The 23900-nt window shown below is 70.4% G+C and carries 22 protein-coding genes; 13 read left to right on the top strand and 9 right to left on the bottom strand.

Features of this window, described 5'->3' with window-relative positions; all coding sequences use genetic code 11:
* Positions 1-11: 11 nt before the first annotated feature.
* From ACIQMR_RS04390 to ACIQMR_RS04355, 8 genes are all read left to right on the top strand, one after another.
* Entirely contained in the window at positions 12-1898 is a 1887-nt protein-coding gene (locus ACIQMR_RS04390) for an L-aspartate oxidase (RefSeq protein ID WP_401384048.1), read from the top strand.
* 2 nt (positions 1899-1900) lie between these two features.
* Positions 1901-2923 (top strand): carboxylating nicotinate-nucleotide diphosphorylase, encoded by a 1023-nt coding sequence (gene nadC / locus ACIQMR_RS04385; protein WP_401382765.1) that lies wholly within the window; start codon positions 1901-1903, stop codon positions 2921-2923.
* A gap of 4 nt (positions 2924-2927) precedes the next feature.
* Positions 2928-3725, top strand: a complete 798-nt coding sequence (locus tag ACIQMR_RS04380; protein ID WP_266381195.1) for a type III pantothenate kinase — start codon at positions 2928-2930, stop codon at positions 3723-3725.
* Positions 3726-3849: 124 nt separating this feature from the next.
* Positions 3850-4485 (top strand): hypothetical protein, encoded by a 636-nt coding sequence (locus tag ACIQMR_RS04375; RefSeq protein WP_401384046.1) that lies wholly within the window; start codon positions 3850-3852, stop codon positions 4483-4485.
* Positions 4486-4499: 14 nt separating this feature from the next.
* Complete coding sequence (locus ACIQMR_RS04370; RefSeq protein WP_328725910.1) at positions 4500-4688, top strand: hypothetical protein; 189 nt, start codon at positions 4500-4502, stop codon at positions 4686-4688.
* Positions 4689-4805: 117 nt separating this feature from the next.
* On the top strand, positions 4806-5315 hold the full coding sequence (locus ACIQMR_RS04365) for a BlaI/MecI/CopY family transcriptional regulator (RefSeq protein WP_401382762.1): 510 nt from the start codon (positions 4806-4808) through the stop codon (positions 5313-5315).
* A 9-nt stretch (positions 5316-5324) separates the two neighbouring features.
* Positions 5325-5864: an amino-acid N-acetyltransferase gene (locus ACIQMR_RS04360; RefSeq protein ID WP_401382760.1), complete on the top strand. Its 540-nt coding sequence runs from the start codon at positions 5325-5327 to the stop codon at positions 5862-5864.
* 171 nt (positions 5865-6035) lie between these two features.
* Entirely contained in the window at positions 6036-6374 is a 339-nt protein-coding gene (locus ACIQMR_RS04355; protein WP_266381205.1) for an Lsr2 family protein, read from the top strand.
* Here ACIQMR_RS04355 and ACIQMR_RS04350 read toward each other — a convergent pair.
* Positions 6353-6955: an SCO3374 family protein gene (locus tag ACIQMR_RS04350; protein WP_401382758.1), complete on the bottom strand. Its 603-nt coding sequence runs from the start codon at positions 6953-6955 to the stop codon at positions 6353-6355. The genes ACIQMR_RS04355 and ACIQMR_RS04350 overlap by 22 nt on opposite strands.
* 430 nt (positions 6956-7385) lie before the next feature.
* Here ACIQMR_RS04350 and ACIQMR_RS04345 point away from each other — a divergent pair, with 430 nt between their 5' ends.
* Complete coding sequence (locus ACIQMR_RS04345; protein WP_266381209.1) at positions 7386-9914, top strand: ATP-dependent Clp protease ATP-binding subunit; 2529 nt, start codon at positions 7386-7388, stop codon at positions 9912-9914.
* 74 nt (positions 9915-9988) lie between these two features.
* Here ACIQMR_RS04345 and dacB read toward each other — a convergent pair whose 3' ends face one another.
* Both dacB and ACIQMR_RS04335 read right to left on the bottom strand, forming a co-directional pair.
* On the bottom strand, positions 9989-11590 hold the full coding sequence (gene dacB / locus ACIQMR_RS04340) for a D-alanyl-D-alanine carboxypeptidase/D-alanyl-D-alanine-endopeptidase (RefSeq protein ID WP_401382756.1): 1602 nt from the start codon (positions 11588-11590) through the stop codon (positions 9989-9991).
* Between the two features lie 55 nt (positions 11591-11645).
* Positions 11646-14648, bottom strand: a complete 3003-nt coding sequence (locus ACIQMR_RS04335) for an NACHT domain-containing protein (protein WP_401382753.1) — start codon at positions 14646-14648, stop codon at positions 11646-11648.
* Between the two features lie 507 nt (positions 14649-15155).
* Here ACIQMR_RS04335 and ACIQMR_RS04330 point away from each other — a divergent pair.
* A complete protein-coding gene (locus ACIQMR_RS04330; RefSeq protein WP_358663514.1) occupies positions 15156-15764 on the top strand; it encodes a M23 family metallopeptidase in 609 nt (202 codons plus the stop codon).
* A 24-nt stretch (positions 15765-15788) separates the two neighbouring features.
* Here the strand turns inward: ACIQMR_RS04330 and ACIQMR_RS04325 are convergent, their stop codons facing one another.
* The gene (locus ACIQMR_RS04325; protein ID WP_401382750.1) at positions 15789-16352 is read right to left on the bottom strand and encodes a TetR/AcrR family transcriptional regulator; all 564 of its coding nucleotides are present in this window, start codon (positions 16350-16352) and stop codon (positions 15789-15791) included.
* 172 nt (positions 16353-16524) lie between these two features.
* Here ACIQMR_RS04325 and ACIQMR_RS04320 point away from each other — a divergent pair, with 172 nt between their 5' ends.
* The 3 genes from ACIQMR_RS04320 (at position 16525) to ACIQMR_RS04310 (ending at position 19214) form a co-directional block, all read left to right on the top strand.
* Complete coding sequence (locus tag ACIQMR_RS04320) at positions 16525-18117, top strand: MDR family MFS transporter (protein ID WP_401384043.1); 1593 nt, start codon at positions 16525-16527, stop codon at positions 18115-18117.
* Between the two features lie 218 nt (positions 18118-18335).
* On the top strand, positions 18336-18707 hold the full coding sequence (locus ACIQMR_RS04315) for a helix-turn-helix transcriptional regulator (protein ID WP_401384042.1): 372 nt from the start codon (positions 18336-18338) through the stop codon (positions 18705-18707).
* Between the two features lie 72 nt (positions 18708-18779).
* A complete protein-coding gene (locus ACIQMR_RS04310) occupies positions 18780-19214 on the top strand; it encodes a VOC family protein (protein ID WP_266381215.1) in 435 nt (144 codons plus the stop codon).
* Positions 19215-19264: 50 nt separating this feature from the next.
* Here ACIQMR_RS04310 and cseC read toward each other — a convergent pair whose 3' ends face one another.
* The 5 genes from cseC to ACIQMR_RS04285 all read right to left on the bottom strand — a co-directional run bounded on the left by cseC (position 19265) and on the right by ACIQMR_RS04285 (position 23805).
* Positions 19265-20584 carry a two-component system sensor histidine kinase CseC gene (gene cseC / locus ACIQMR_RS04305; RefSeq protein WP_401382747.1) on the bottom strand — a complete coding sequence of 440 codons (1320 nt, stop codon included), beginning with the start codon at positions 20582-20584 and terminating at the stop codon, positions 19265-19267.
* Entirely contained in the window at positions 20581-21285 is a 705-nt protein-coding gene (gene cseB, locus ACIQMR_RS04300) for a two-component system response regulator CseB (protein WP_401382744.1), read from the bottom strand. Before cseB ends, cseC begins: the two co-directional genes overlap by 4 nt.
* Before the next feature lie 119 nt (positions 21286-21404).
* Complete coding sequence (locus ACIQMR_RS04295) at positions 21405-22013, bottom strand: hypothetical protein (protein ID WP_401382741.1); 609 nt, start codon at positions 22011-22013, stop codon at positions 21405-21407.
* A gap of 95 nt (positions 22014-22108) precedes the next feature.
* Positions 22109-22687 carry a SigE family RNA polymerase sigma factor gene (locus tag ACIQMR_RS04290; protein ID WP_401382739.1) on the bottom strand — a complete coding sequence of 193 codons (579 nt, stop codon included), beginning with the start codon at positions 22685-22687 and terminating at the stop codon, positions 22109-22111.
* Positions 22688-22854: 167 nt separating this feature from the next.
* A complete protein-coding gene (locus ACIQMR_RS04285) occupies positions 22855-23805 on the bottom strand; it encodes an A/G-specific adenine glycosylase (protein WP_401382734.1) in 951 nt (316 codons plus the stop codon).
* Positions 23806-23900 lie beyond the last annotated feature (95 nt).

Genomic DNA, 23900 nt, shown 5'->3' with positions numbered 1-23900 from the left:
CGAGCACCGGCATGACCAGCAGCGGCCGCCCCGGCACCGTCATACGGCTGAACGCACCCGCGCCCGGCTGGTCCATCGAGGCCGACGTCGTCGTGGTCGGCTCCGGCGTCGCCGGCCTGACGACGGCCCTGCGGTGCACGGCCGAGGGTCTGCGTACGGTCGTGGTCACCAAGGCACTCCTGGACGACGGTTCCACCCGCTGGGCGCAGGGCGGCATCGCCGCGGCGCTCGGCGAGGGCGACACCGCCGAGCAGCATCTGGACGACACCCTGGTCGCGGGCGCCGGACTGTGCGACGAGGAGGCCGTACGCACCCTCGTCACCGAAGGGCCCGACGCTGTACGGCGGCTGATCGCGACGGGCGCCCGCTTCGATCTGACCGCCGAAGGAAGCATCGCGCTCACCCGCGAGGGCGGCCACCACCGGCGCCGTATCGCCCACGCGGGCGGCGACGCGACGGGCGCGGAGATCTCCCGGGCGCTGGTCACGGCGATACGCGACGGGGCCGTCCGCGTCATCGAGCACGCGCTGGTGCTGGACCTTCTGACGGACGCGGAAGGCCGTACGGCGGGCATCACCCTGCACGTCATGGGCGAGGGCCAGCACGACGGCGTCGGCGCGGTGCACGCGCCCGCGGTGGTCCTGGCGACCGGCGGCATGGGCCAGGTCTTCTCCGCCACCACCAATCCGCCGGTGTCCACCGGGGACGGGGTGGCGCTCGCACTGCGCGCCGGCGCGGAGGTCAGCGACCTCGAGTTCGTGCAGTTCCACCCGACCGTCCTGTACCTGGGCCCGGAGTCCGAGGGCCAGCAGCCGCTCGTCTCCGAGGCGGTACGGGGCGAGGGCGCCCACCTCGTCGACGCGTCCGGCAACCGCTTCATGCTGGGCCGGCACGAGCTGGCCGAGCTCGCTCCCCGCGACATCGTGGCGAAGGGCATCATGCGCCGCATGCAGGAGCAGGGCGCGGACCACATGTTCCTGGACGCCCGCCACTTCGGCGCCGAGATGTGGGAGACCCGCTTCCCCACGATCCTCGCGGCCTGCCGTGCCCATGGCATCGACCCGGTCACCGAGCCCGTCCCGGTCGCCCCGGCGGCCCACTACGCATCCGGCGGCGTGCGCACCGACCTCCACGGCCGCACGACCGTCCCGGGGCTCTACGCCTGCGGTGAGGTCGCCTGCACGGGCGTCCACGGCGCCAACCGTCTGGCCTCCAACTCCCTCCTGGAGGGCCTGGTCTTCGCGGAGCGCATCGCGACGGCGATCGCGACGCGGGAGCCCGGTGCACCGGCCCCCGACGGCGGGACCTCCGGCCCGGCCACGGACGCGGCGCGGCCCGAAGGGCGCCCGCAGGCCGCTGCCGGTTGGCTGGGCGGGCCCGCGGCCGACGCCGAGCCGGCCGGTGCGCCGCCGGCCGCCGCCGAGTCCCCACGTACGGTCTGCCCGGACGGCGGGGCCGTTGCGGCAGGGGGCCTCGTACCGCTGCTCATGCCCGAGGCGCGGCACGAGATCCAGCGGATCATGACGCGCGGCGCGGGTGTGCTCCGTTCCGCCGCGAGCCTGGACGAGGCGGCGGACGCGCTGGAGGCGCTGCACCTGTCGGCGCTGCACGACGCCGAGGAGTTCGACAAGGCCGCCGAGCCGGGCGTCGAGTCCTGGGAGGCGGCCAATCTGCTGCTCGTCTCGCGGGTCCTGGTGGCCGCCGCCCGTGAGCGCGCGGAGACCCGCGGCTGCCACTGGCGCGAGGACCACCCCGGGCGGGACGACGCGCAGTGGCGCCGTCATATCGTCGTCCGGCTCACCCCTGACCGCCGACTCGTCGTACGCCGCACCGCCACCGAAGCACTTCCGCCCGTAACCCCGATCCCCACCAGCCCCACCGCCGACAGGGAGCCGTAACCGTGAGTACGCCCGAAGAACGTCCGGAGCCCGTTGACGTCCCGCTGATCCAGATCGGCGCCCCCGCCGGCGAGGCGAGCTGCGGCGACGACTGCGGCTGCGCCGACGAGGTGTACGAGTGCGGTCTCGACCCCGCCCTCGCCGAACTCCTCGCCGAGGCCGGTCTCGACCCCGTCCAGGTCGAGGACATCGCGCACCTCGCGATCGAGGAGGACCTGGACGGCGGCGTCGACATCACGACCGTCGCCACCGTCCCCGAGGACGCGGTGGCGACCGGCGACTTCACCGCCCGCGAGGACGGTGTCGTCGCGGGCCTGCGGGTCGCCGAGGCGGTCCTCTCGATCGTCTGCACCGACGCATTCGAGGTCGAGCGCCATGTCGAGGACGGCGACCGCGTCGAGGCGGGCCAGAAGCTCCTCTCCGTGACCGCCCGCACCCGTGACCTGCTCACCGGCGAGCGCAGCGCCCTGAACCTCCTGTGCCGCCTCTCCGGCATCGCCACCGCCACCCGCGCCTGGGCCGACGCCCTCGAAGGCACCGAGGCGCGCGTGCGCGACACCCGCAAGACGACGCCGGGCCTGCGCGCCCTGGAGAAGTACGCCGTGCGCTGCGGCGGCGGCGTCAACCACCGCATGTCGCTGTCCGACGCGGCGCTCGTCAAGGACAACCACGTCGTCGCCGCGGGCGGCGTCGCTCAGGCCTTCAAGGCCGTCCGGGAGACGCTCGCCGAGCTGGGCACCCCGGACCTCCCCGTCGAGGTCGAGGTCGACACCCTCCACCAGGTCCGCGAGGTCCTGGACGCCGGAGCGGACCTGATCCTGCTCGACAACTTCACGCCGGTGGAGACCGAGGAGGCCGTCGCCCTGGTCAGGAATCGCGCGGTCCTGGAGTCCTCCGGCCGTCTCACCCTGGCCAACGCCCGGGCGTACGCCGAGACGGGCGTCGACTACCTCGCGGTCGGGGCCCTCACCCACTCCTCCGCGATCCTCGACATCGGCCTCGACCTGCGAGAGGCCGGGGTCTGAACCGATGCTGCTCACCATCGACGTCGGCAACACCCACACCGTCCTCGGCCTCTTCGACGGCGAGGACATCGTGGAGCACTGGCGCGTCTCCACCGATCCGCGCCGCACCGCCGACGAGCTGGCGGTGCTCCTCAACGGGCTGATGGGCATGCACCCGCTGCTCGGTGAGGAACTCGGCGACGGCATCGAGGGCATCGCGATCTGCGCCACCGTCCCGTCGGTGCTGCACGAACTGCGTGAGGTGACCCGCCGCTACTACGGCGACGTCCCCGCCGTCCTCGTCGAGCCCGGCGTCAAGACCGGTGTGCCGGTCCTGACGGACAACCCCAAGGAGGTCGGCGCCGACCGCATCATCAACGCGGTCGCCGCCGTCGAGCTGTACGGCGGCCCGGCGATCGTCGTCGACTTCGGCACGGCGACGACCTTCGACGCGATCAGCGCCCGCGGCGAGTACGCGGGCGGGGTCATCGCCCCCGGTATCGAGATCTCGGTCGACGCCCTCGGGGTGCGGGGCGCCCAGCTCCGCAAGATCGAGCTGGCCCGCCCGCGCAGCGTCATCGGCAAGAACACGGTCGAGGCCATGCAGGCGGGCATCGTGTACGGCTTCGCGGGCCAGGTGGACGGCGTCGTCGAGCGCATGAAGCGGGAGCTCGCCGAGGACCCGGACGAGGTGACCGTGATCGCGACGGGAGGCCTGGCGCCGGTGGTGCTCGCCGAGTCGTCCGTGATCGACGAGCACGAGCCCTGGCTGACGCTGATCGGCCTGCGCCTCGTGTACGAGCGGAACGTCTCGCGTATGTGAACCCGCGCCGGCACCCTCGGCCGTCCGGTGCCGGCGCCGCGCCACGAGTCAGACGTTAAACAAATTTTGTCCGATTAGCGCGTATCGTCGGCCCATGCCCACGCCATACGGATCCCGCGGCGGCATGGCGTTCAGCGCGGACGAACTGCGTGTGCTCCGCCGCGCCCTCGCCATCGCCCTCCACCCCGACCAGTTCCGCCCCACCGACACGGCCGAAGGCCCGGGCGGGAACACCGCCCAGGAGTGCCTGCGGCTCGCCCAGTCCGTGGACGAGGCCGTCCGTGAGGCGGGCCGGCTGCGTACGTTCCTCCTCGCCGACCTGGCCAGGTACCGCGACGCCCTTCCCGGCTCGGAGGGGGGCTATCTGGAGCTCCTCCAGGACGCCCTCGCCGCCGGGTACGAGCCGGCCCCCGAGGATCTCGCCGCCCTGCGCTCACTGCGCCGGACGCCGCTGACGGCCGCGCTGCTGGAGCGCTGCCAGGATCTCGCCGAGGAATCGGTCCGCGCCCGGCTGGCCGGCCGCACGGCCGAGCGGGCAGCCGGCCGGGCGCCGGTCTCGGCCCCGCCGCGCATCCGTCTGCTCGCCCTGCCCGGCGGCCGTGCCGCCGCCACCGGGGACAAGCAGGAGCCCCGCCCGGCGGCCCCCAAACCCTCACCCAGGCCCGCTCCGCGGCCGGACCGCCCCATCCCCACGCCCGGCGAGGTCTTCCCGCCGCGCCGCCGCCCCGTCCCCCCGCCGGAGAAGCGGGCTGCCGGATAGCTACTCTGGAGGGCATGGACTACGTATCCGCGCTCCTGCCCCCCATCGTGATGGCCGGGTTCTTCATCGCTCTCGTCGTGACGATCGTGAAGAGCCAGGGCGGCCCGAACAAGGCCAAGGAGGACGCCGCGGTGGACGCGGCGATGGCACGCGCGGAGGCCGCTCGTCAGTCCGCCCCGGCCGAGCGCCCGAAAGAGGCCTGACCCCGGTCCGACCCCGCTGCTTCCAGGACGTACGGCTCAACAAGGCCGTACGTCCTTTTTCGTACCCGAACTACGTCAATAGCCAGTCATTCCGACATCTCAGACTATGGTGGCGATGTGCCCCGCCAATTGGGAGAGCTCGAAGACTCCGTCATGACGCGCATCTGGCAATGGAACCGCCCGGTGACGGTGCGCGAAGTGCTGGAAGATCTCCAGCAGGAACGGTCCATCGCCTACACAACCGTCATGACGGTAATGGACAATCTCCATCAGAAGGGCTGGGTGCGCAGGGAAGTCGAAGGTCGTGCCTATCGATATACCGCGGTCTCCACCCGGGCCGCCTACTCGGCCGCACTGATGAACGAAGCATGGTCCCAGAGCGACAACCCCGCCTCAGCCCTTGTCGCCTTCTTCGGCATGATGTCCTCGGACCAGCGCCAGGCACTCCGGGACGCGATCCGCGTCGTTCAGCGCGACCCCGAGGAAGACGCTCTCGAAGCGACCCGGGAAGCTTCCCCGCAAGGGCTGCCGGAGGGTACTCCCGAACAGGGGGCCGAGGACGTCGAGGACGCCGAGGACGCCGAGGACGCCGAGGGCGCCGACGGCGCGGACGGAGCGGGGCGATAGCGTCCGGTCATGTCGTCAGCGCATCCCCTTCCCAATGCCGCAGCAAATGCCGTCACCGTCCGGCGGGCCAGGACCAGCGATGTGCAGGCAGTCCGCCGTCTCGTGGATCCGTACGTGGGCGAAGGCATCCTGCTCGACAAAGCGACGGTCACGCTTTACGAGGACATCCAGGAGTTCTGGGTCGCGGAACGCGAGACGGACGACCGAGTGGTCGGCTGCGGTGCGCTCCACGTGATGTGGGAAGATCTCGCGGAAGTCCGCACTCTCGCGGTGGATCCGCAGTTCAGGGGCTCAGGCGTCGGCCATCACCTGCTGGACAAGCTGTTGCACACGGCCCGCTGGCTGGGTGTGCGCCGGGTATTCTGCCTGACCTTCGAAGTGGACTTCTTCACGAAGCACGGGTTCGTGGAGATCGGCGAGACTCCGGTCGAGGGAGATGTCTACAGCGAGCTGCTGCGTTCCTATGACGAGGGTGTCGCCGAGTTCCTCGGTCTCGAACGAGTGAAGCCGAACACCTTGGGTAACAGCCGGATGCTTCTGCACCTGTGATCCCGCATCGACGGGAAGAGGGGCGGAACGGAACGCAGGACTGAACCCCTATGTCCGAATCGCGTACGTTTCCCGCGTTCCCGGGGTTCTGAACCTCTGCCAGGGGTTTGTGTTTTCCAGAGAAAAGCGGTTTCCTTTCCGAGTACTGCATTTTCGATGAAAGGAAATCCGGTGGCACAGAAGGTTCAGGTCCTTCTTGTCGATGACCTCGACGGCGGCGAGGCGGACGAGACCGTGACGTTCGCTCTGGACGGCAAGACCTACGAGATCGACCTCACCACCGCCAATGCGGACAAGCTCCGTGGCCTGCTCGATCCGTACACCAAGGGTGGCCGGCGTACCGGCGGCCGTGCGGCGACCGGCCGCGGAAAGGGCCGTGCCGCCGCCGCGACCGGCAACAAGGACACGGCGGAGATCCGCAAGTGGGCCAAGGAGAACGGCTACAGCGTCAACGACCGCGGCCGCGTTCCCGCCGAGATCCGCGAGGCCTACGAGAAGGCCAACGGCTGAGCATGCGTATGCGGCCCTGCCGCATTCGTACGCACCAACCGGGCCCGGTGGCAGGCATTCGCCGCCGCGTCCACGAGCCGTACGAGGTCGGGGGTGCCCCCACCGCCCCCGGGCCCGGCCTTTCGCCCGACAGCGGTGAACGCCGGAAGTGACGGTTCCACCTCGTGTCCCGGCTCCGGGGGCCGCAGCCAGACGGCGGCCCCCTGTGGCGGTACCGACGGGGCGGCACGCACGTGCGGCGGCGGCGGCGCGGGAATGGACCCGCCCGTGCCGAGGGCGGTCAGGTCGAGCGCGATCCCGCCCCACTCCAGCCAGCCGAGCAGCCCCGGCAGCTCCTCGGCGCTGCCCGCGGCCACCAGAAATCGCATCCTGCTCCCCGCCAGAGCGACGGGACCGGTGCGTCCGCACCGCCTGAGCAGCGCGAACCCGGCATCGGCCGGCAGCTCCAGCACGTCGAAGCGCAGCCCGGTCAGAAGCTGTACCGGTGGCCCTTCGGCCGTTGGCCAGCCAAGCTCGTACTCATACCACCGTGTGCTGCTGTCATCGAGCGGCGCGCGCGGTACCGGGAGAGTGAACGCCATGCCCCGGGAACTACCGGGACGGCCCGATAGTTACGGAATGTCGGGAGGTGGTCGCTCAGAGTGGCTGGAAGGAGGTGATGGAGGCGTGTTCGGGGGCGCAAGGATGTTCGCCCGTAGCTGAGGGAACCGGTGCGCGCGGCATGGAGTGTCCGTGCATACGGGTAAGACATCCCTAGTGGGGACGGACGACACGCAGGGTTCAGCGGTCTCACGTTCGCCATCGGCGTACAGATGGCACGGGTAACTGCTTGGCCTGCGGGAACATCGTCTCGCACCATCGGGTTGGAGCATTTGTCGGCGTTCGGGGCAGGAGGCCATCGACGGGTGTCGGCAGTTGGAATGAGCGGTCCCCGCTCGCGGGACTAAGCTGCGGAAGGACAGGGAGGGGATCGACCCCTAACTGACTGACCGCTCTGAGGAGCGATTAACGATGTTCGAGAGGTTCACCGACCGCGCGCGGCGGGTTGTCGTCCTGGCTCAGGAAGAAGCCCGGATGCTCAACCACAACTACATCGGCACCGAGCACATCCTCCTGGGCCTGATCCACGAGGGTGAGGGTGTCGCCGCTAAGGCCCTGGAGAGCCTCGGGATTTCGCTCGAGGCGGTCCGCCAGCAGGTGGAGGAGATCATCGGTCAGGGCCAGCAGGCCCCGTCCGGGCACATTCCCTTCACGCCCCGTGCCAAGAAGGTACTGGAGCTGTCGCTCCGTGAGGCTCTTCAGCTGGGCCACAACTACATCGGCACCGAGCACATCCTGCTCGGCCTGATCCGCGAGGGCGAGGGCGTCGCCGCCCAGGTCCTCGTGAAGCTGGGCGCCGATCTCAACCGGGTGCGGCAGCAGGTCATCCAGCTGCTCTCCGGTTACCAGGGCAAGGAAGCCGCCACGGCAGGCGGCCCGGCCGAGGGCACGCCCTCGACCTCACTCGTCCTCGACCAGTTCGGCCGGAATCTCACCCAGGCCGCTCGTGAGTCCAAGCTCGACCCGGTCATCGGGCGCGAGAAGGAGATCGAGCGGGTCATGCAGGTGCTGTCCCGCCGGACCAAGAACAACCCGGTGCTCATCGGCGAGCCCGGCGTCGGCAAGACGGCGGTCGTCGAGGGCCTGGCGCAGGCCATCGTCAAGGGCGAGGTGCCCGAGACCCTCAAGGACAAGCACCTCTACACCCTGGACCTGGGCGCGCTGGTCGCCGGCTCCCGCTACCGCGGTGACTTCGAGGAGCGCCTGAAGAAGGTCCTCAAGGAGATCCGCACCCGCGGCGACATCATCCTGTTCATCGACGAGCTCCACACCCTGGTGGGTGCGGGCGCCGCCGAGGGCGCGATCGACGCCGCCTCGATCCTCAAGCCGATGCTGGCGCGAGGCGAGCTGCAGACCATCGGTGCGACGACGCTCGACGAGTACCGCAAGCACCTGGAGAAGGACGCGGCCCTGGAGCGCCGCTTCCAGCCCATCCAGGTCGCCGAGCCGTCCCTGCCGCACACCATCGAGATCCTCAAGGGCCTGCGCGACCGTTACGAGGCGCATCACCGCGTCTCCATCACGGACGAGGCGCTGGTCCAGGCCGCGACCCTGGCCGACCGGTACATCTCGGACCGCTTCCTGCCGGACAAGGCGATCGACCTGATCGACGAGGCCGGCTCCCGGATGCGCATCCGCCGGATGACCGCTCCGCCGGACCTCCGCGAGTTCGACGAGAAGATCGCCGGTGTCCGCCGGGACAAGGAGTCCGCGATCGACTCCCAGGACTTCGAGAAGGCGGCGTCTCTCCGCGACAAGGAGAAGCAGCTGCTGGCGGCGAAGGCCAAGCGGGAGAAGGAGTGGAAGGCCGGCGACATGGACGTCGTCGCCGAGGTGGACGGCGAGCTGATCGCCGAGGTCCTCGCCACGGCCACCGGCATCCCGGTCTTCAAGCTGACGGAGGAGGAGTCCTCCCGTCTGCTTCGCATGGAGGACGAGCTCCACAAGCGCGTCATCGGCCAGAAGGACGCCATCAAGGCGCTGTCCCAGGCGATCCGGCGTACCCGTGCCGGTCTGAAGGACCCGAAGCGCCCCGGTGGGTCGTTCATCTTCGCCGGCCCGTCCGGTGTCGGTAAGACCGAGCTCTCCAAGACGCTCGCCGAATTCCTCTTCGGCGACGAGGACGCGCTGATCTCCCTCGACATGTCGGAGTTCAGCGAGAAGCACACGGTTTCGCGTCTCTTCGGTTCCCCGCCCGGATACGTGGGTTACGAAGAGGGCGGCCAGCTCACCGAGAAGGTGCGCCGGAAGCCGTTCTCCGTCGTCCTCTTCGACGAGGTCGAGAAGGCCCACCCCGATATCTTCAATTCCCTTCTCCAGATCCTGGAGGACGGTCGACTGACCGACTCCCAGGGCCGGGTCGTGGACTTCAAGAACACGGTCATCATCATGACGACCAACCTCGGGACCCGGGACATCTCCAAGGGCTTCAACCTGGGCTTCGCCGCCCAGGGCGACACGAAGAGCACCTACGACCGGATGAAGGCGAAGGTCAACGAAGAGCTGAAGCAGCACTTCCGGCCGGAGTTCCTGAACCGCGTCGACGACACGGTCGTCTTCCACCAGCTGTCGGAGGAAGACATCATCCAGATCGTCGACCTGATGATCGCCAAGGTGGACGAGCGCCTGAAGGACCGGGACATGGGCATCGAGCTCAGCCAGGAGGCGAAGCTCCTGCTGGCGAAGAAGGGCTACGACCCCGTCCTGGGTGCCCGTCCGCTGCGCCGGACGATCCAGCGTGAGATCGAGGACCTGCTTTCCGAGAAGATCCTCTTCGGCGAGCTGCGTCCCGGTCACATCGTGGTCGTCGACACCGAGGGCGAGGGTGAGGAGAAGAAGTTCACCTTCCGCGGTGAGGAGAAGTCGGCTCTGCCTGACGTCCCGCCGATCGAGTCGGCGGCGGGCGGCGGCGCCGGGCCGAACCTGTCGAAGGACGCGTAAGCGTTCCGAGCGCGCACAAGGGGCTGCCCCCGGACCTCAGGGTCCGAGGGCAGCCCTTTCTCCGTGTCCTCGGCTCAGCAGAACTCCGGCTTCCGCCAGGCGCATTCGAGGTCGCCGTGGGCCGGCCGCGGGGCATTGCGCAGCTGCTGCGGTACGGACGGCCGCGCGGCGGCGATCTCGCCGTCGGCAGTGTCGGACCGGGCCAGGGTCACCACGATGGCGTCCTCGATGCTCTTCACGGAGGACGCGAGGTAGTTGTTGAGCACGATGCTGTAGACGAGTTCGCGGCCCCCGGCGTCGGTGACGTATCCGGAGAGCGCGGAAGCGCCGGTCAGCGAGCCGGTCTTGGCGCGGGCGTTGAGAGCGGCCGGGGTGTTGCACATACGGGTGCGGAGGGTGCCGCCGATCGCGCGGTCGGGGTTGCAGGCGACGGGCAGCGACGCGTGCCAGTCGGCGTACCAGGGCGCGTCGCGGACCGCCAGCAGCAGCCGGGTGAGCTGGTCGGCGGAGAAGACGTTCATCCGGGACAGCCCGGAGCCGTCGACCTGGCGGAGCTTCGCCGCGTCGACGCCCTCCTTCTTCAGGAAGCCGTCGATGGCGGCGAGGCCCGCGCTCCAGGTGCCGTGCCCGGCCGTCTCGTAGCCGATCGTCTTGGTCAGCGCCTCGGCGTGCATGTTGTTGGACAGCTTCATGAAGGGGAGCATCAGCTCCTTGAGCGGCATGGAGCTGTGTGAGGCGAGGACCTTCGCGCCGGGCGGGGTGGGGCGGCCGAGGCGCGGGGAGCCGTGGACGCGTACACCTTGCCCGGCGAGGGCATCGGCGAAGACGGACGCCGCGTAGCCGGTCGGCTCCCAGACGGTGACCCACTCCTTGGTGGCGGAGCCGCCGACCGGGATGTTCCCACTGACGACGATGGTGTTGGTGCCGTGCTCGCGCTCGACGGCGAGCGTGTCGGTCCCTCCGGCGGGGACGGTGGTGCCCCGGACGTCGACGCGTACGTAGCCGGTCGGCGGGGTGAGTTTCACGACGGGCCTGGCGCCGGGAGCGGCGCCGGGAAGCGCTTCGACGATGACGGTGCCGGCGTCGTAGTCGGTGTCGGGGGCGACGGTCAGCGGGGAGATCTGGGCCGAGTAGTAGGAGGACTCGTCGTCGGCGGCCCAGGAGCGGCCCAGCCGGCTGGTGTCGAAGCGGGTGTCGTCGGCGACGATGCGGCCGGTGACCCTCCGGATCCCGGACTGACGAAGCTGGGCGGCGAGTTCGCCGTAGTCGGAGGCGAGCGTGGTGGGGTCGCCCGTACCGCGGAGATAGAGGTCGCCGTGGAGGGTCGATCCGGAGCGGCTGCCGGTGGACAGCACGTCGGTACGGAACCGGTGGTCGGGGCCGAGCAGTGCCATCGCGGCGGTCGAGGTGGCGAGTTTGGTGTTGGAGGCGGGCATCAGCCGGTCGCCGGCGGCGCGTTCGTAGAGCCGCTGTCCGGTGGTGGCGTCGGCGACGACGACGCTCGCGGCGGCGCCCTCCATCCGGGAGTCGGCGAGGATCGTGTCGATGGCGCCCTTGAGCCCGATGGCGGAGGGCCCCGCTCCGGCGGGGGCGCCGCCCGCGCTCCAGGTGAGGGCGGCGACGACGCCGAGGGCGAGCGGCCAGGTCCAGGCGCGGCGAATCACGGGTCTGCTCATGCCACACGAGGATGGCGGACACGGGCGGAGGCGGGAAGGAGGCGTGGCCCGCGGCCTACGCCATCTCGTCGACGGTCACCCGAACTTGGGGCGGAAGGCTGTCGAGACCCGTGAACGTACCGTCTGTCGTGATGATGTCGAGTGACCGCAGCTTGGCCAGCGCGGTCAGCGGCGCGAGTGCCACGTCCTCCACCGGCGTCCAGATGCGCACCAGTGTCAGGGTCTCGACGTCCGGGAAGAGTTCCGGGACGCGGGCGAGCGACTGCTGTCCGTCACGCAGTTCCAGGCGCAGCCTCGTGACGGGCGGGGGGACGGTGACGGCGGCGAGCTGCCGGTCGTCCAGTGTCAGATCGCTGATCCGGCACCCGGCGGGCGCGGAGAGATCGGAGAGCGCCGGAGAGCGGTTCAGTTCGAGGGCGAGCGTGGTGGGAGCGTCGCGCAGACACCGCAGGTCCCTCAGCGAGGTGTTGCCGGAGATGCGGATGAAGCCGGGGGAGCAGGCCCGTACGGTGTCGGCGATGAGGTCCTCGGGCAGGTCGCCCTGGAAGTGCAGTGCCTCCCTTCCGCCGATCTCCCTCAGTGCCGTGGCCTGTTCCTCGCTGCGGATGGTGAAGTGCAGGCCGGCGGGGTCGATGGCGGCGATGACCTCGGCCGCGTACCGCTCGGTGGGGTAGCGGTCCCAGGCCCAGACCAACTGCGCGCGCACCGGCAGCGACGGGTGCCGGGCGTACCGTGCGAGGAACGGGATCGCCGCGTCCGAGGTGATGTACGACGCCGTGGTGACGGTCATCCGGGCGGCGTTGTCGTCGGCCGCGTCCTCGGGACCTGGCAGCAGGTCCAGGACGAGTGGGCCCGCGGCGGCCAGTTCGCGCGCCTCGGACCGGTTGTGCGGCGGGATCACCTGCGCCGTGCGGCTCAGCAGCGCCTCGCGGATGTCCGGTGCGATCTCCGTCGCCTCCTCCATCGCCGCCGCCGCGACCACCAGGATGCGCAGCCGGACGGCGCGGTCCTGTGCCGAGTCCGCCGCCGCCAGCAGCTCCGTGAAGATCTCCGCGCATTCGCGTGGCCGTGCATGGGCCACCGACATACGGATGACGTCCTCCCACTGGTCGTCCGCCGCATGCCGCGTCAGTACGCCGATGTGCCATTCGTCGACGATCGCCTTGGCCGCGAGGTGGTCCTGGAACGTGCGGTGGACGAAGTCCACGGCACCGGGGGAGGGTTCGCGCAGCAGTCCGCTGCGCTGGAGCAGATGGGCGAAGACCGCTTGGGGATCCCCGGCGGCCGCCGCCTCGGGCACCGCGGGAATCGCCCCGAGGACCAGTGTCTCGGCACGGGAACGGTCCATCTCCGTGCGCCCGTTGAGCGTGAGCCAGTACGCCAGGCGCTGGATCAGCTGGATCTGCGGGGCCTCGGGGAGGTCGACCCCGGACGGGGTGCCCATGTCCCGCTCCCGGTCGCGGCGGGTGAGCAGCATCGACAGCGCGGCTTCGTACAGGGCCTTGCGGCCGCGTGGCAGAAAGCCTCGGCGGTCGCGGTGCAGTGCGCAGATGAGGCCGCACATGAGGGGGTTGGTGGCGAGGCGCGCCAGATCCTGCTTCGTGCGGAGGGCGTCGAGGAGCGGCTGCCGGTGCGGCGCCGCGTCCGGGCCCGCTGCCTGGTGCCAGCGATCGACGAAGGTGGCGACGGCGGCACGGTTCATGGGAGAGAGGGTGAGTTCGGTGAAACCGTCGGAGGTGAGCCAGTCGTCGCGTACGGCGGAGGGGCGCGAGGTGACGAGCCAGCGGTTGCCGCCGTCGTACGTGGCGAGCAGATCGCGGAGCCAGCGGCGGGTGCGGTCCCGCTCGGCCTCGGGGATCTCGTCGATGCCGTCGACGAGGATCAGGCCGCGTCCGGCGGTTAGGACCCGGTCCGCCCAGCCGTCGGGCGGGGCGAGGGGGCAGCCGACGGCGGTGAGGAAGCGGTCGGGGGCGGGCAGGCGCTCGCCGTGGCGGGTGAGGGTGCGCAGCGGGAGGACGAAGGGGATGCGGTCGTGAAGATGGGCCATCCGCTCGTCCGGGTCCTGCCGGGTCGTGGCCAGGGCGAGCCACTGGACCAGCGTGGTCTTGCCGGAACCGGCGACTCCGCGAAGCAGGACGCGGTGGCGGTCGGCGAGGGCCCGGTCGGCGCGGATCGGTGGGGCCGTCTCCTCCGGCAGTTCCTCCAGCGGCTCCGCCTCGCGCGGCGGCTCCTTCGGCGGTCCCACCCGCGCCCGTGACCCGACCGGGGCCGTCTGCTCCTGGGCCCGCGCGGTTCGCGGGCTCCGGGCGGTCCGCGTGGTGCGGTCGTCGTGCCCGCTCCCGTCGTCGGTCGCCTCCAGGCTCAGATAGGCCACGTCCAGCGGCAACGTCTCGGGCGAGTCGCGCAGATCGATGCCGTAGATCGTCAGGCTGCCGTGCTTCTTCCCCGTGTACGCCAGATAGCGGCGCTCGAAGGCCACGTCGCGGGCGTCGGCGCGGGGCACCCGGAGGATCAGCTCGTCGAGCTTGGCGATCAGCTCGGCCTGGGTGCGGCTCTGCTCGACCAGGGTGCGGGCGACGAAGGAGGAGCGCTGGGTGAAGAACTGCAGGATGTGCAGGCAGGCCCACTCGCTGACCGAGTCGAGGTAGAGGGTGGCGTCCGCCGACAGCCCTTCGGCGGCGCGGCGGGCCGCCGTGGTGGCGCGCAGCCGCTGTGCCAGCTCGCGGTGGCCCTGTCGTACGGCCTGGACGTCGTCCATCTCCAGGTCGCCGAGCGCGAGCAGCGTACGGGCGAGGGCGTCGGCCACGGCCTCGGTCTCGTCGGCCGGGAAGGGGGGCTCACCCGGGCGGGCCAGGGATTCCTGGACGAGGGTGCCCGCGAGCGTGCGAACGTCCTTCTCCGTGAGGGTGCGCTTCTCGCCGCGGAACGAGACGAGCCCGGCGAGCCGTACCGGCTTGTCCGTGAGGGCCGCGCCGCTTCCCTCCCTGACCAGGAGCCGCTTGAGGAGTGGGGTGAGGGCGGCCGAGGCGAGCCGGGTACCGACGAGTGCGGGCTCCATCAGGACTCTCCCCTTGTCCCAGGAGGGACATATCCCCCCAAGGCTGGGGTATCCGGCATTCCGCCTGATGTCGTGCGGCGCTCGTGGCTAACGGGACTTTGGTCCCGAAACGGAAGGACTTTGGTCCCACCGGCCGTGACAAGGCGCACAGGCGTTTCCGAGACTACTAGGTGGCCTAGTGGGGCTGCGGGGCCGCGCTCCGGGGCGTTCGGGGATCGGTGGGCGGGACTTTCGGCCGCCCGGGCGGGGCTCTGTGGAGGGGTACGGCCCTCGACGGATCCGTGCAGCCCCTGCGTGCCGCTAAACCACCCTTCGTCCGGAGATTTCGGACATTGCGGGACTGGCGATTCGATTCCGTCAAGGGTCCCGCTCACACGGGTGCGGCTACGACGAGATGTCGTAGATGGGGTGTTTGAGCTGAGTTGGGGGCCCGGGTTACCAAGGTGTTGCCCCGGTGCAGAAGCGCCGGGTCGCTTCTTGCCCGTACAGCCCGGAGGTTCTCCCCGCATGTCGAAGCGCAGCAACACCCTCAACCGTTTCCGCCCGTCCGCGATCCGTACCCGTGGCGCCGTGGTGGCCGCTGGACTCGGCGCCGTGATGGTCGTCGGAGCCGGTGCCGGTGTCGCGTCGGCCGACACGGCGAAGGCCGCCCCCGTGGCTGCCGAGGCCAAGCCGGCCGCCGCCGCGAAGAAGGCCAACGCCTGGGTCAAGCCCGTCGCCCACTACACGCTGTCCGCCAGCTTCAACCAGGGCGGCGCCATGTGGTCCCACAAGCACTCCGGCCAGGACTTCGCCGTTCCGGTCGGCACCCCGGTCAAGGCCGCCGGCGGCGGTGTCGTCGTGAAGGCCGGCCCGAACGGCGGCGGCGACGGTTCCGCGTACGGCAACGCCATCGTGATCAAGCACGGCAACGGCAAGTACTCGCAGTACGCCCACCTGTCGAAGATCAACGTCGGCATAGGCCAGACCGTGAAGGCGGGCAAGCTCATCGCCCTGTCCGGCAACACCGGCAACTCTTCCGGCCCGCACCTGCACTTCGAGATCCGTACGACCCCGAACTACGGCTCCGCCCTGAACCCGGCGAACTTCCTTCGCGCCCAGGGCGTCACCATCTGACGCGCACCCCATGGGGCCCGCAGCTCACTTCCGTGGGCCGCGATGGGCCTGTGTCACCAGATCGATGGCGACTTCGAGGACGGCTTCACGCTTCTCCTCGGGGTCGCCTTCGACGTTCTGCATGAAGAACATGCCGGCGTGCATCGTGAACAGCGCACTGATGCAGCGGACCCGGTCGGTCATGCCGAGGTCCGGGTCCTCGACCAGCCCGGCCATCGTCATCGTGCGCTTCTTGAAGGTCTCGCCGATGCTCAGCTCGCGCACGGTGGCCTGGTTCTCCTGCATGAAGCGGAAGAGCGGGGCGGCTCCCGTGAGCGCCGCCTGGTAGCGCCGCAGGATCTCCTGCTTGGTCTCCAGGGTGCGCGGCTGCTCCTCGGCCCAGGTGATCAGCTCGTCGATCGGCTGCGTCAGATCCCGGAAGATGCTGATGACGATGTCTTCCTTGGTCTTGAAGTGGTAGTACAGCGCCGCCTTCGTGACCTCGAGCTTCTCTGCGATCTCACGCAGCGACGTCTTCTCGTAGCCATGCTCCGCGAAGAGCTCCAGGGCGACGTCCTGAATGCGCTGTCGGGTGTTGCCTCTGGCCATGGAAGCTCTCCTGAAACGGAACTTACTTGACGCCCGGCTAGTTGCGGGGCTACTTTCCCAGTCTAGTGAACTAGCCGGGCGGCAAGTAAGTACCCAGGGGAGTGGAACGGTGGCAGGACAGAAGGCAGAGAAGGGGGCGGCGCCCGCGGAGCCCGAGGCATCCGCGGGGGGCATGCCGTCCCCGGGACACGAGGCGGCGGCCGCCGCACCGGCGGGAGCGCAGCCGCGCAGCGTCCGTGTCGTCCTGCTCGCACTCATGATCGCGATGCTGCTCGCCATGCTGGACAACATGATCATCGGCACCGCCATGCCGACGATCGTCGGCGAGCTGGGCGGCCTCGCCCATCTGTCCTGGGTGGTCACCGCGTACACCCTGGCCACCGCCGCCTCCACCCCCATCTGGGGCAAGCTCGGCGACATGTACGGCCGCAAGGGCGTCTTCCTCACCGCGATCGTCATCTTCCTGATCGGGTCGGCCCTGAGCGGCATGGCCCAGGACATGGGCCAGCTGATCGGCTTCCGGGCCGTGCAGGGTCTGGGCGCCGGCGGTCTGATGGTCGGCGTCATGGCGATCATCGGCGACCTCATACCGCCGCGGGAGCGCGGCAAGTACCAGGGCATGATGGCCGGCGTCATGGCCCTCGCCATGATCGGCGGGCCGCTGGTCGGCGGCACCATCACCGACCACTGGGGCTGGCGCTGGAGCTTCTACATCAACCTGCCGCTCGGCGTCGTCGCGCTCGCGATGCTCACCACCGTGCTGCACCTCCCGAAGAAGGAGCGGGGCGCGGGCAAGAGCCGGATCGACTACCTCGGAGCCGCGCTGCTCACGATCGGCATCACCTCGATCGTGCTCGTCACCACGTGGGGCGGCACGGAGTACGCCTGGGGCTCCGCCGTGATCATGGAGCTCATCGCGATCGGTGTCGCCTCGCTCATCGGCTTCCTCTTCGTGGAGACGAAGGCGGCGGAGCCGATCATGCCGCTGCACATCTTCCGCAGCCGCAACTTCACCCTCATGTCGGTGATCGGCTTCCTGACCGGCTTCGTGATGTTCGGCGCCGTGCTCTTCCTGCCGCTGTTCCAGCAGTCCGTGCAGGGCGCCTCCGCCACCAACTCAGGACTGCTGCTCCTGCCGATGCTGCTGTCGATGATGGTCGTCTCGCTGATCGCGGGCCGGGTCACCACCAACAGCGGCAAGTACAAGATCTTCCCGATCATCGGTGGCGGGCTGATGGTGGCGGGCCTCTTCCTGCTCGCCCAGATGGACACCGGCACCTCACGGCTCACCTCCGGCCTCTACATGGCCGTCCTCGGCGCCGGCATGGGCTTCCTGATGCAGATCACGATGCTGGTCGCGCAGAACAGCGTCGAGATGAAGGACATGGGCGTCGCCTCCTCCGCGACCACCCTCTTCCGTACGCTCGGCTCCTCCTTCGGCGTCGCGATCATGGGTGCGCTCTTCACCTCACGGGTGCAGGACGAGATGGCGGGACGGGGCGGGGGCGCGGCCACCCAGCAGTCGGCACAGCTGGACGCCGCGAGCCTGGCCAAGCTGCCGGAGCAGGTTCGGGAGGCGTACCAGGTCGCGGTGTCCTCGGGGACGCACTCCGCGTTCCTGCTCGGCTCGGCGGTCGCGGTCATCGGCTTCCTGGCGGCGTTCCTCGTCAAGGAGGTGCCGCTGAAGGGCGCGGGTCCGGCGCAGCCGGAGACCGGTGCGGCCGACAGCCGGCGGGGCGAACCGCAGCCGGCGGAGAGCGTCTGACCCGTCCTTGTCCGACCTGTCCGCGTGCCCGCCCAAGGGCGGACAGACCCATGACGGCCCCCGGCGCACAGCGCCGGGGGCCGTTGTCAGTGGGGCATGTCAGCATCGGGTACGTGGAGAAGCACGGGGAGAGGTCCGGGAAGCGGCACGGGGGGAGCACCACCCCCGTGACGGCCCACCTCGCCCATCTGCGGCAGCTGCGGTTCGCCAAGGACGCCATGGACCGGGACTGGGCCGGGCCGCTCGACCTCGACGCGGTGGCGGCCCACGCCGGGTACTCGCGATTCCACTTCGTCCGGGCCTTCAAAACGGTCTACGGCGAGACGCCCGGCCAGTATCTGTCGCGCAGACGGATCGAGCGGGCCGAGGAGCTGCTCCGCTCCGCGGATCTCTCGGTCACCGAAATCTGCTCACTGGTCGGCTTCAGCAGCCTCGGCACCTTCTCGGCCCGGTTCAAGAAGCAGACCGGCCTGTCGCCGAGCGCCTACCGCACGAAGCACGTGGGACGAGGCGCGGCGCTCATACCGGGGTGTTACGCACTGCTGTGGGCCGGCGGCTTTCCGAACCGCAATTCTGGAGAAGCGGGCTGAGCAGCCCGCTGTCTACGGTGGCAGGGCAGTCCCCAGCACGCCCTCACAACACCGGAACCGCGGGAGCAGGACATGATCAAGGGCCTTGGCCTCACCACCGTCTGGACGCTCGACCAGGAGCGCACCAAGAACTTCTTCACCGAGAAGCTCGGCCTCGTGGTGCGCACGGACATGGCGATGGGCGACATGCGCTGGATCACCGTCGGGGCCAAGGACCAGCCCGAGCTGGAGATGGCTCTGATGCGTCCCGACGGGCCGGGGATGGACCCCGAGTCCGCCAAGGCACTGACCGAGCTGGTCAGCAAGGGAGTGATCGGGGCGGGCGCCTTCCGCACCGACGACTGCCGCGGGGACTACGAAGCGTTCAAGGCGAAGGGGGTGGAGTTCCTGCAGGAGCCGCAGGAGCGGCCGTACGGGATCGAGGCGATCTTCCGTGACGACAACGGCAACTGGTACTCGCTCACGCAGCGCAGCGAGGAACTCGACCTGAGCAAGAGCTGGGCGTAGCCGACAGGCGCCCGAGCGGGCCGGCCGGGGCACCGTCTGTGTCCGGCCGGTCAGTCGAGGCGCGTCGGCATCGGGAAGCTGCCCGTGTTCGTCGGGGCGTGCTCCGGGAGCCAGAGGACGGCGATCGCACCGCCGGTGCCGCCGGGCGCCGCCGTGGCCCCGGGGGCGGCGTTGCGGAACGTCAGCCGGGCACCGAGGACCCGCGCCTGGCCTGCCGCGATGGTCAGGCCCAGGCCGTGGCCCGTACCCGCGCGATCGCTCGCGCCCGTGCGGAACCGGCTCGGGCCCTCGCGCAGCAGCGCCTCGGGGAAGCCGGGACCGTGGTCGCGGACGCGGACCACCCGGCCCTCGACCGTGACCTCGATCGGCGGCTTGCCGTACTTGGCGGCGTTGGTCAGCAGATTGAGCAGGATCCGTTCAAGCCGCCGCGGATCCGTGTTGACCCACGACTCGTGGACGACGTTGATCCGCACGTCCGGGTCCAGCGCCGTGACCCGCCGGGCGACGAACTCACCCAGCGCGATCTCCTGGAGCTCGGCCCGCTCCGAGGCGCTGTCCAGGCGGGCGACCTCCAGGACGTCCTCGACCAGGGTGCGCATGGCCCGGGCCCGGTCCCGTACCAGCTCGGTCGGCCTGCCGGGCGGCAGCAGTTCCGCCGCCGTGAGCAGCCCCGTCACCGGCGTGCGCAGCTCGTGCGCGATGTCGGCGGTGACCCGGCGCTCGGCCTCGATGCGCTCGTTGAGGGCGTCGGTCAGCGCGTCCACGGCACGGGCGAGCTCGTCGGTCTCGTCGCGTACGACGCCGCCGACGGCCTTGCGGACCCGTACGTCCGTGTTGCCCTCGGCGACCTTGCCGGCCGCCGCGGCGGCCTTGCGCAGCCGGCGCGAGAGCTGCCCGCCGATGAGCACACCCAGCGCGCAGCCGACGAAGACCACCGACACCGAGCCGATGACGAGGGCCCGGTCGAGGTCCTCCATGATGTCCGCGCTGCGGTTGGGGACCGGGCTGTGCAGGGAGAGCACATCGCCGTTGCTGAGCGGCACGGCCGCCCAGATGTCGGGAGCCGGACCGTCCCCCTGCACATAGGTGGCCTGGCGGCCGTCCGCGAGCAGGTTCCTCAGCTGCCGCGGCAGCTCTGGGTCGTTGAGCTTGGACCCCAGCTTGGGCTCGGTCCTGGGCTTGGTGGTCTCGTAGATGCGCTGGGCGAAGACCAGCCGGCTCATCTGCAGATCGCGCGAGGTCTCGAGCATCGAGACCCGGGCGGCGTTGTGCACGACCAGACTCAGCGCGAACGCGATGAGCGCGCCCACCGCGGCGATGGCGATGCTGATCTTCCAGCGCACCCCGGTACGCAGGGCGAGACGCCTCATGCCTTGAGCTTGTAGCCGAAGCCCCGGACCGTTTCGATCCGGTCCTGGCCGATCTTCGTACGAAGCCGCTGCACATGGACGTCGACGACGCGGGTGTCACCGCCCCAGCCGTAGTCCCAGACGCGCTCCAGCAGCTTGTCGCGCGACAGCACCGTGCCCGGCGCGGACGAGAACTCCAGCAGGAGCCGCATCTCCGTCGGCGTGAGCCCGACCGGCTCACCGGCCCGGCGCACCTCCATGCCCTCCGTGTCGACCTCCAGGTCACCGAAGGTCAGCACGCCGCGCTCGCTGTCCTGCCCGGGGTCGCCGGAGTCGCCGGCGATCCCGCCCGCGTGGCCGAAGCGGCGCAGCACGGCACGGATCCGGGCGACCAGCACGGCCCCGTCGAACGGCTTGGTGACGTAGTCGTCCGCGCCCGCCTCCAGGCCGAGGACCACGTCGATCGAGTCTGCCCGCGCCGACAGCATGATCACGGGCACGGTCGACTCGTCCCTGATCCGGCGGCAGAGGCTGACACCGTCCAGTCCCGGCAGCATCACATCGAGCAGCGCGATGTCGGGCCTCTTCGCGCGGAAGGCCTCCAGACCGGCCAGCCCGTCCGGCATCGCGGTCACCGCGAAGCCGTCGCGCTCCAGCGCGAGCTGGGTGGCCTCGCGGATGACGTCGTCGTCCTCGACGAACAGGACATGTGTCTCGGCCATCCCGCAGCTCTCTCGGTTGTCGTCTCTCGTTCGGTACGCGACCGGGCCCGGCCGCTCCCTGTCTCCGGTCCGTGCCGGGTCTCCGGTCCGTTCCGGCGGTCAGGTGAGGCCGGGTCCGGTCAGTTCTCGCTCGGCGCGGGAGTCGTCGGCGGTTCTTCCTCGCCGCCGACCACCCGGCTGTACTCGTTCTCCACCCGATCGTGCTCCGCGAACTTGTTCCCCGACCAGCGATAGGTGGTCACGATCTCGCCGGAGGGGTAGGAGACCGGGTCGTCCTTGGCGTACACCTGCTGGGTGACGACAAGATCCCCGCGGTCGATGGTCGAGTAGACCGCGGGCTCCTCCTTGGCGAAGACATTCTCGTACGTGCCGTCGTCCGACCGGTACACATACGTGCCGATGCCCACCGCGTCTCCGCACGTCATCACGTTCACCACCACGTCCGGCGCCTGCGCGTTGTCGGTGAGGCTCCCGTACGAGGTGTCGATCGCGTACGCGTCCGCCGAGCAGGGCCGCAGATCGGCCTTCACGCTCTTGCTGACCTTCGGGTCGCTCATCAGCAGCCGCACCGCGTCGACCTTCTTGACCGGCGAGGCCGTGGCGGACGGCGCCGTGGTCGACGGCGACTGCGCCACCGGGTCCGTACGTGCCGGGCCCTCGTCGCGCGTACCCGTGCCGCCCGTCGAGCAACCGACCGCGAGCAGCCCGAAGGCGGCGAGCCCGGCCATCGCCGTGCCACTCGCCGCCCAAGGTCCGATACCGCCTCTGACGTGGGAACCGCCGCCGGGGCCGGTCCCGTCACCGGGGCTGCCGCCGCCTCTGGCTAGGCCGCGCAACGCTCCCGCCCCCGTTCCTCACGACCTGCGTGCGTCTGTTCCGTACGATCCGAGCGCTCCAGTGTCCGGGCGTCCAGCTCACGGCTCTCCAGCTCCTGGCGGAGCCGGGCGAGCGCCCGGTGCAGCGTGCTCTTCACCGTACCTGTCGACATGCCCAGTGCGGCGGCCGTCTCCTCGGTAGTCATCTGCTCCCAGTGCCGCAGCACGACCACGCTGCGCTGCTTGGGCGCGAGGACCTTCAGCACGTCCATGAGCAGGGCCCGGTCGGCGTGCTGCTCGGTGGCGTCCTCGACGCTCGCGTCCGGCAGCTGCTCGGTCGGGACCTCTTCGAGCTTGCGGGCCCGCCACCACTCCGTACGCGTGTTGATCATGACGCGGCGCAGATAGGCGTCGGCGAGGGACTTGTCGGCTATGCCGTCCCAGCGGCCGTAGGTGCGCACGAGCGCGGTCTGCAGCAGGTCCTGGGCGTCGACCGGGTCAGGGACGAGACGCCGTGCGCTGCGCAGCAGCGCCTCCTGCCTGGTGCGTACGTACTCCTCGAATTCGAGCACCTCGCCGTGCGCCATTCCAACCGCCTCCGTCCCCGTCCAAGCCCCGTGACAAGCCGTGTGTTTCCGTGGTCTCGCTTACGTCGAAGAACCTACGGAGCAGTTGTCACGAGGCTGTGCGGAGAAGCCGTCGGAGGGCGCACGGCCGTCCATCGGTTGTGTAACAGGGGGTTGGCCACCGATTCTCAGGTCAGAGGCAAGCGGAACCGGCCATTCTCCAGGGGTTCGACCAGACCGTCCGCGACCAGCCCGTCCAGCGCGCGGGCTCGCTGGACCGGCTCGTCCCACACCCGGTCCAGCACCGTTCGGGACACCGGCGTCACCGCCTCGCGCAGCACCGCGAGGAGTTTGCCGCGTACCTGGCGGTCCGTGCCCGCGTAGGTCTGGCCGCGCCGGGGCGGGCCGTCGTGCGCCGGCTTCCCGGCGAGGCGCCACGCGCACAGTTCGGCGACCGGGCAGCGCGCGCAGTCCTCGTTGCGCGCGGTGCAGACGAGGGCGCCCAGCTCCATGGAGGCGGCGGCCCAGCGCGCGGCCCTCGCCTCCTCGTCCGGCAACAGGGCGCGGGCCAGTCTGCGTTCGGCCGCGGTCGTCGCGTTCGGCGGGTACTGGACGCCGGTGACGGCGCGGGCGAACACCCGGCGGACGTTCGTGTCCAGCACCGCGTGCCGCTGCCCGTACGCGAAGGACGCCACGGCCGCCGCCGTGTACTCCCCGATACCGGGCAGCGCGAGCAGCTGTGGGTGCTCGCTCGGTACGTCGCCGCCGTGCCGCTCCGTTATCGCCACCGCGGCGCCGTGCAGCCGCAGCGCCCGGCGGGGATAGCCGAGCCGGCCCCAGGCGCGTACGGCCTCGCCGGGCGCCTCGGCGGCCAGATCGGCAGGTCGCGGCCAGCGGGCCAGCCACTGCTCGTACACCGGGACGACCCGGCTGACGGGGGTCTGCTGCAGCATGAACTCACTGACCATCACACCCCACGCACCTGCCTCGGCGCGGCGCCAGGGCAGGTCACGGGCGTGCTGGTCGAACCAGGCGAGGACGGGGGCGTGGAGGCCTGCGGCGGCCTCGGCGGCGCCGGGAACACCGTCCGGGTCGGAGTGGACGTCGGTCACGGGGGAGGGCATGTCGGTCGCAGTCATGGCACCTCCGATCCTGGCATGTCCAGAGCCGGACGCGGCGTATGCGCTCCGGCGCGGAGCACATGTCAGCGTCCTGATCGGTGCATCTGTGAGCC

Source organism: Streptomyces sp. NPDC091376 (assembly GCF_044757085.1).
GTDB lineage: Bacteria > Actinomycetota > Actinomycetes > Streptomycetales > Streptomycetaceae > Streptomyces > Streptomyces pratisoli.
This window is presented reverse-complemented; position numbering and strand designations above follow the sequence as displayed.

Excerpts from the sequence above, each read along its gene's own strand:
- ACIQMR_RS04390 (WP_401384048.1), top strand. The coding sequence starts at position 12 with ATGACCAGCAGCGGCCGCCCCGGCACCGTCATACGGCTGAACGCACCC.
- ACIQMR_RS04380 (WP_266381195.1), top strand. The coding sequence starts at position 2,928 with ATGCTGCTCACCATCGACGTCGGCAACACCCACACCGTCCTCGGCCTC.
- ACIQMR_RS04375 (WP_401384046.1), top strand. The coding sequence starts at position 3,850 with ATGGCGTTCAGCGCGGACGAACTGCGTGTGCTCCGCCGCGCCCTCGCC.
- ACIQMR_RS04370 (WP_328725910.1), top strand. The coding sequence starts at position 4,500 with ATGGACTACGTATCCGCGCTCCTGCCCCCCATCGTGATGGCCGGGTTC.
- ACIQMR_RS04360 (WP_401382760.1), top strand. The coding sequence starts at position 5,325 with ATGTCGTCAGCGCATCCCCTTCCCAATGCCGCAGCAAATGCCGTCACC.
- ACIQMR_RS04350 (WP_401382758.1), bottom strand. The coding sequence starts at position 6,955 with ATGGCGTTCACTCTCCCGGTACCGCGCGCGCCGCTCGATGACAGCAGC.
- ACIQMR_RS04345 (WP_266381209.1), top strand. The coding sequence starts at position 7,386 with ATGTTCGAGAGGTTCACCGACCGCGCGCGGCGGGTTGTCGTCCTGGCT.
- dacB (WP_401382756.1), bottom strand. The coding sequence starts at position 11,590 with ATGAGCAGACCCGTGATTCGCCGCGCCTGGACCTGGCCGCTCGCCCTC.
- ACIQMR_RS04335 (WP_401382753.1), bottom strand. The coding sequence starts at position 14,648 with ATGGAGCCCGCACTCGTCGGTACCCGGCTCGCCTCGGCCGCCCTCACC.
- ACIQMR_RS04330 (WP_358663514.1), top strand. The coding sequence starts at position 15,156 with ATGTCGAAGCGCAGCAACACCCTCAACCGTTTCCGCCCGTCCGCGATC.
- ACIQMR_RS04325 (WP_401382750.1), bottom strand. The coding sequence starts at position 16,352 with ATGGCCAGAGGCAACACCCGACAGCGCATTCAGGACGTCGCCCTGGAG.
- ACIQMR_RS04320 (WP_401384043.1), top strand. The coding sequence starts at position 16,525 with ATGCCGTCCCCGGGACACGAGGCGGCGGCCGCCGCACCGGCGGGAGCG.
- ACIQMR_RS04315 (WP_401384042.1), top strand. The coding sequence starts at position 18,336 with ATGGACCGGGACTGGGCCGGGCCGCTCGACCTCGACGCGGTGGCGGCC.
- ACIQMR_RS04310 (WP_266381215.1), top strand. The coding sequence starts at position 18,780 with ATGATCAAGGGCCTTGGCCTCACCACCGTCTGGACGCTCGACCAGGAG.
- cseC (WP_401382747.1), bottom strand. The coding sequence starts at position 20,584 with ATGAGGCGTCTCGCCCTGCGTACCGGGGTGCGCTGGAAGATCAGCATC.
- cseB (WP_401382744.1), bottom strand. The coding sequence starts at position 21,285 with ATGGCCGAGACACATGTCCTGTTCGTCGAGGACGACGACGTCATCCGC.
- ACIQMR_RS04295 (WP_401382741.1), bottom strand. The coding sequence starts at position 22,013 with ATGGCCGGGCTCGCCGCCTTCGGGCTGCTCGCGGTCGGTTGCTCGACG.
- ACIQMR_RS04290 (WP_401382739.1), bottom strand. The coding sequence starts at position 22,687 with ATGGCGCACGGCGAGGTGCTCGAATTCGAGGAGTACGTACGCACCAGG.
- ACIQMR_RS04285 (WP_401382734.1), bottom strand. The coding sequence starts at position 23,805 with ATGACTGCGACCGACATGCCCTCCCCCGTGACCGACGTCCACTCCGAC.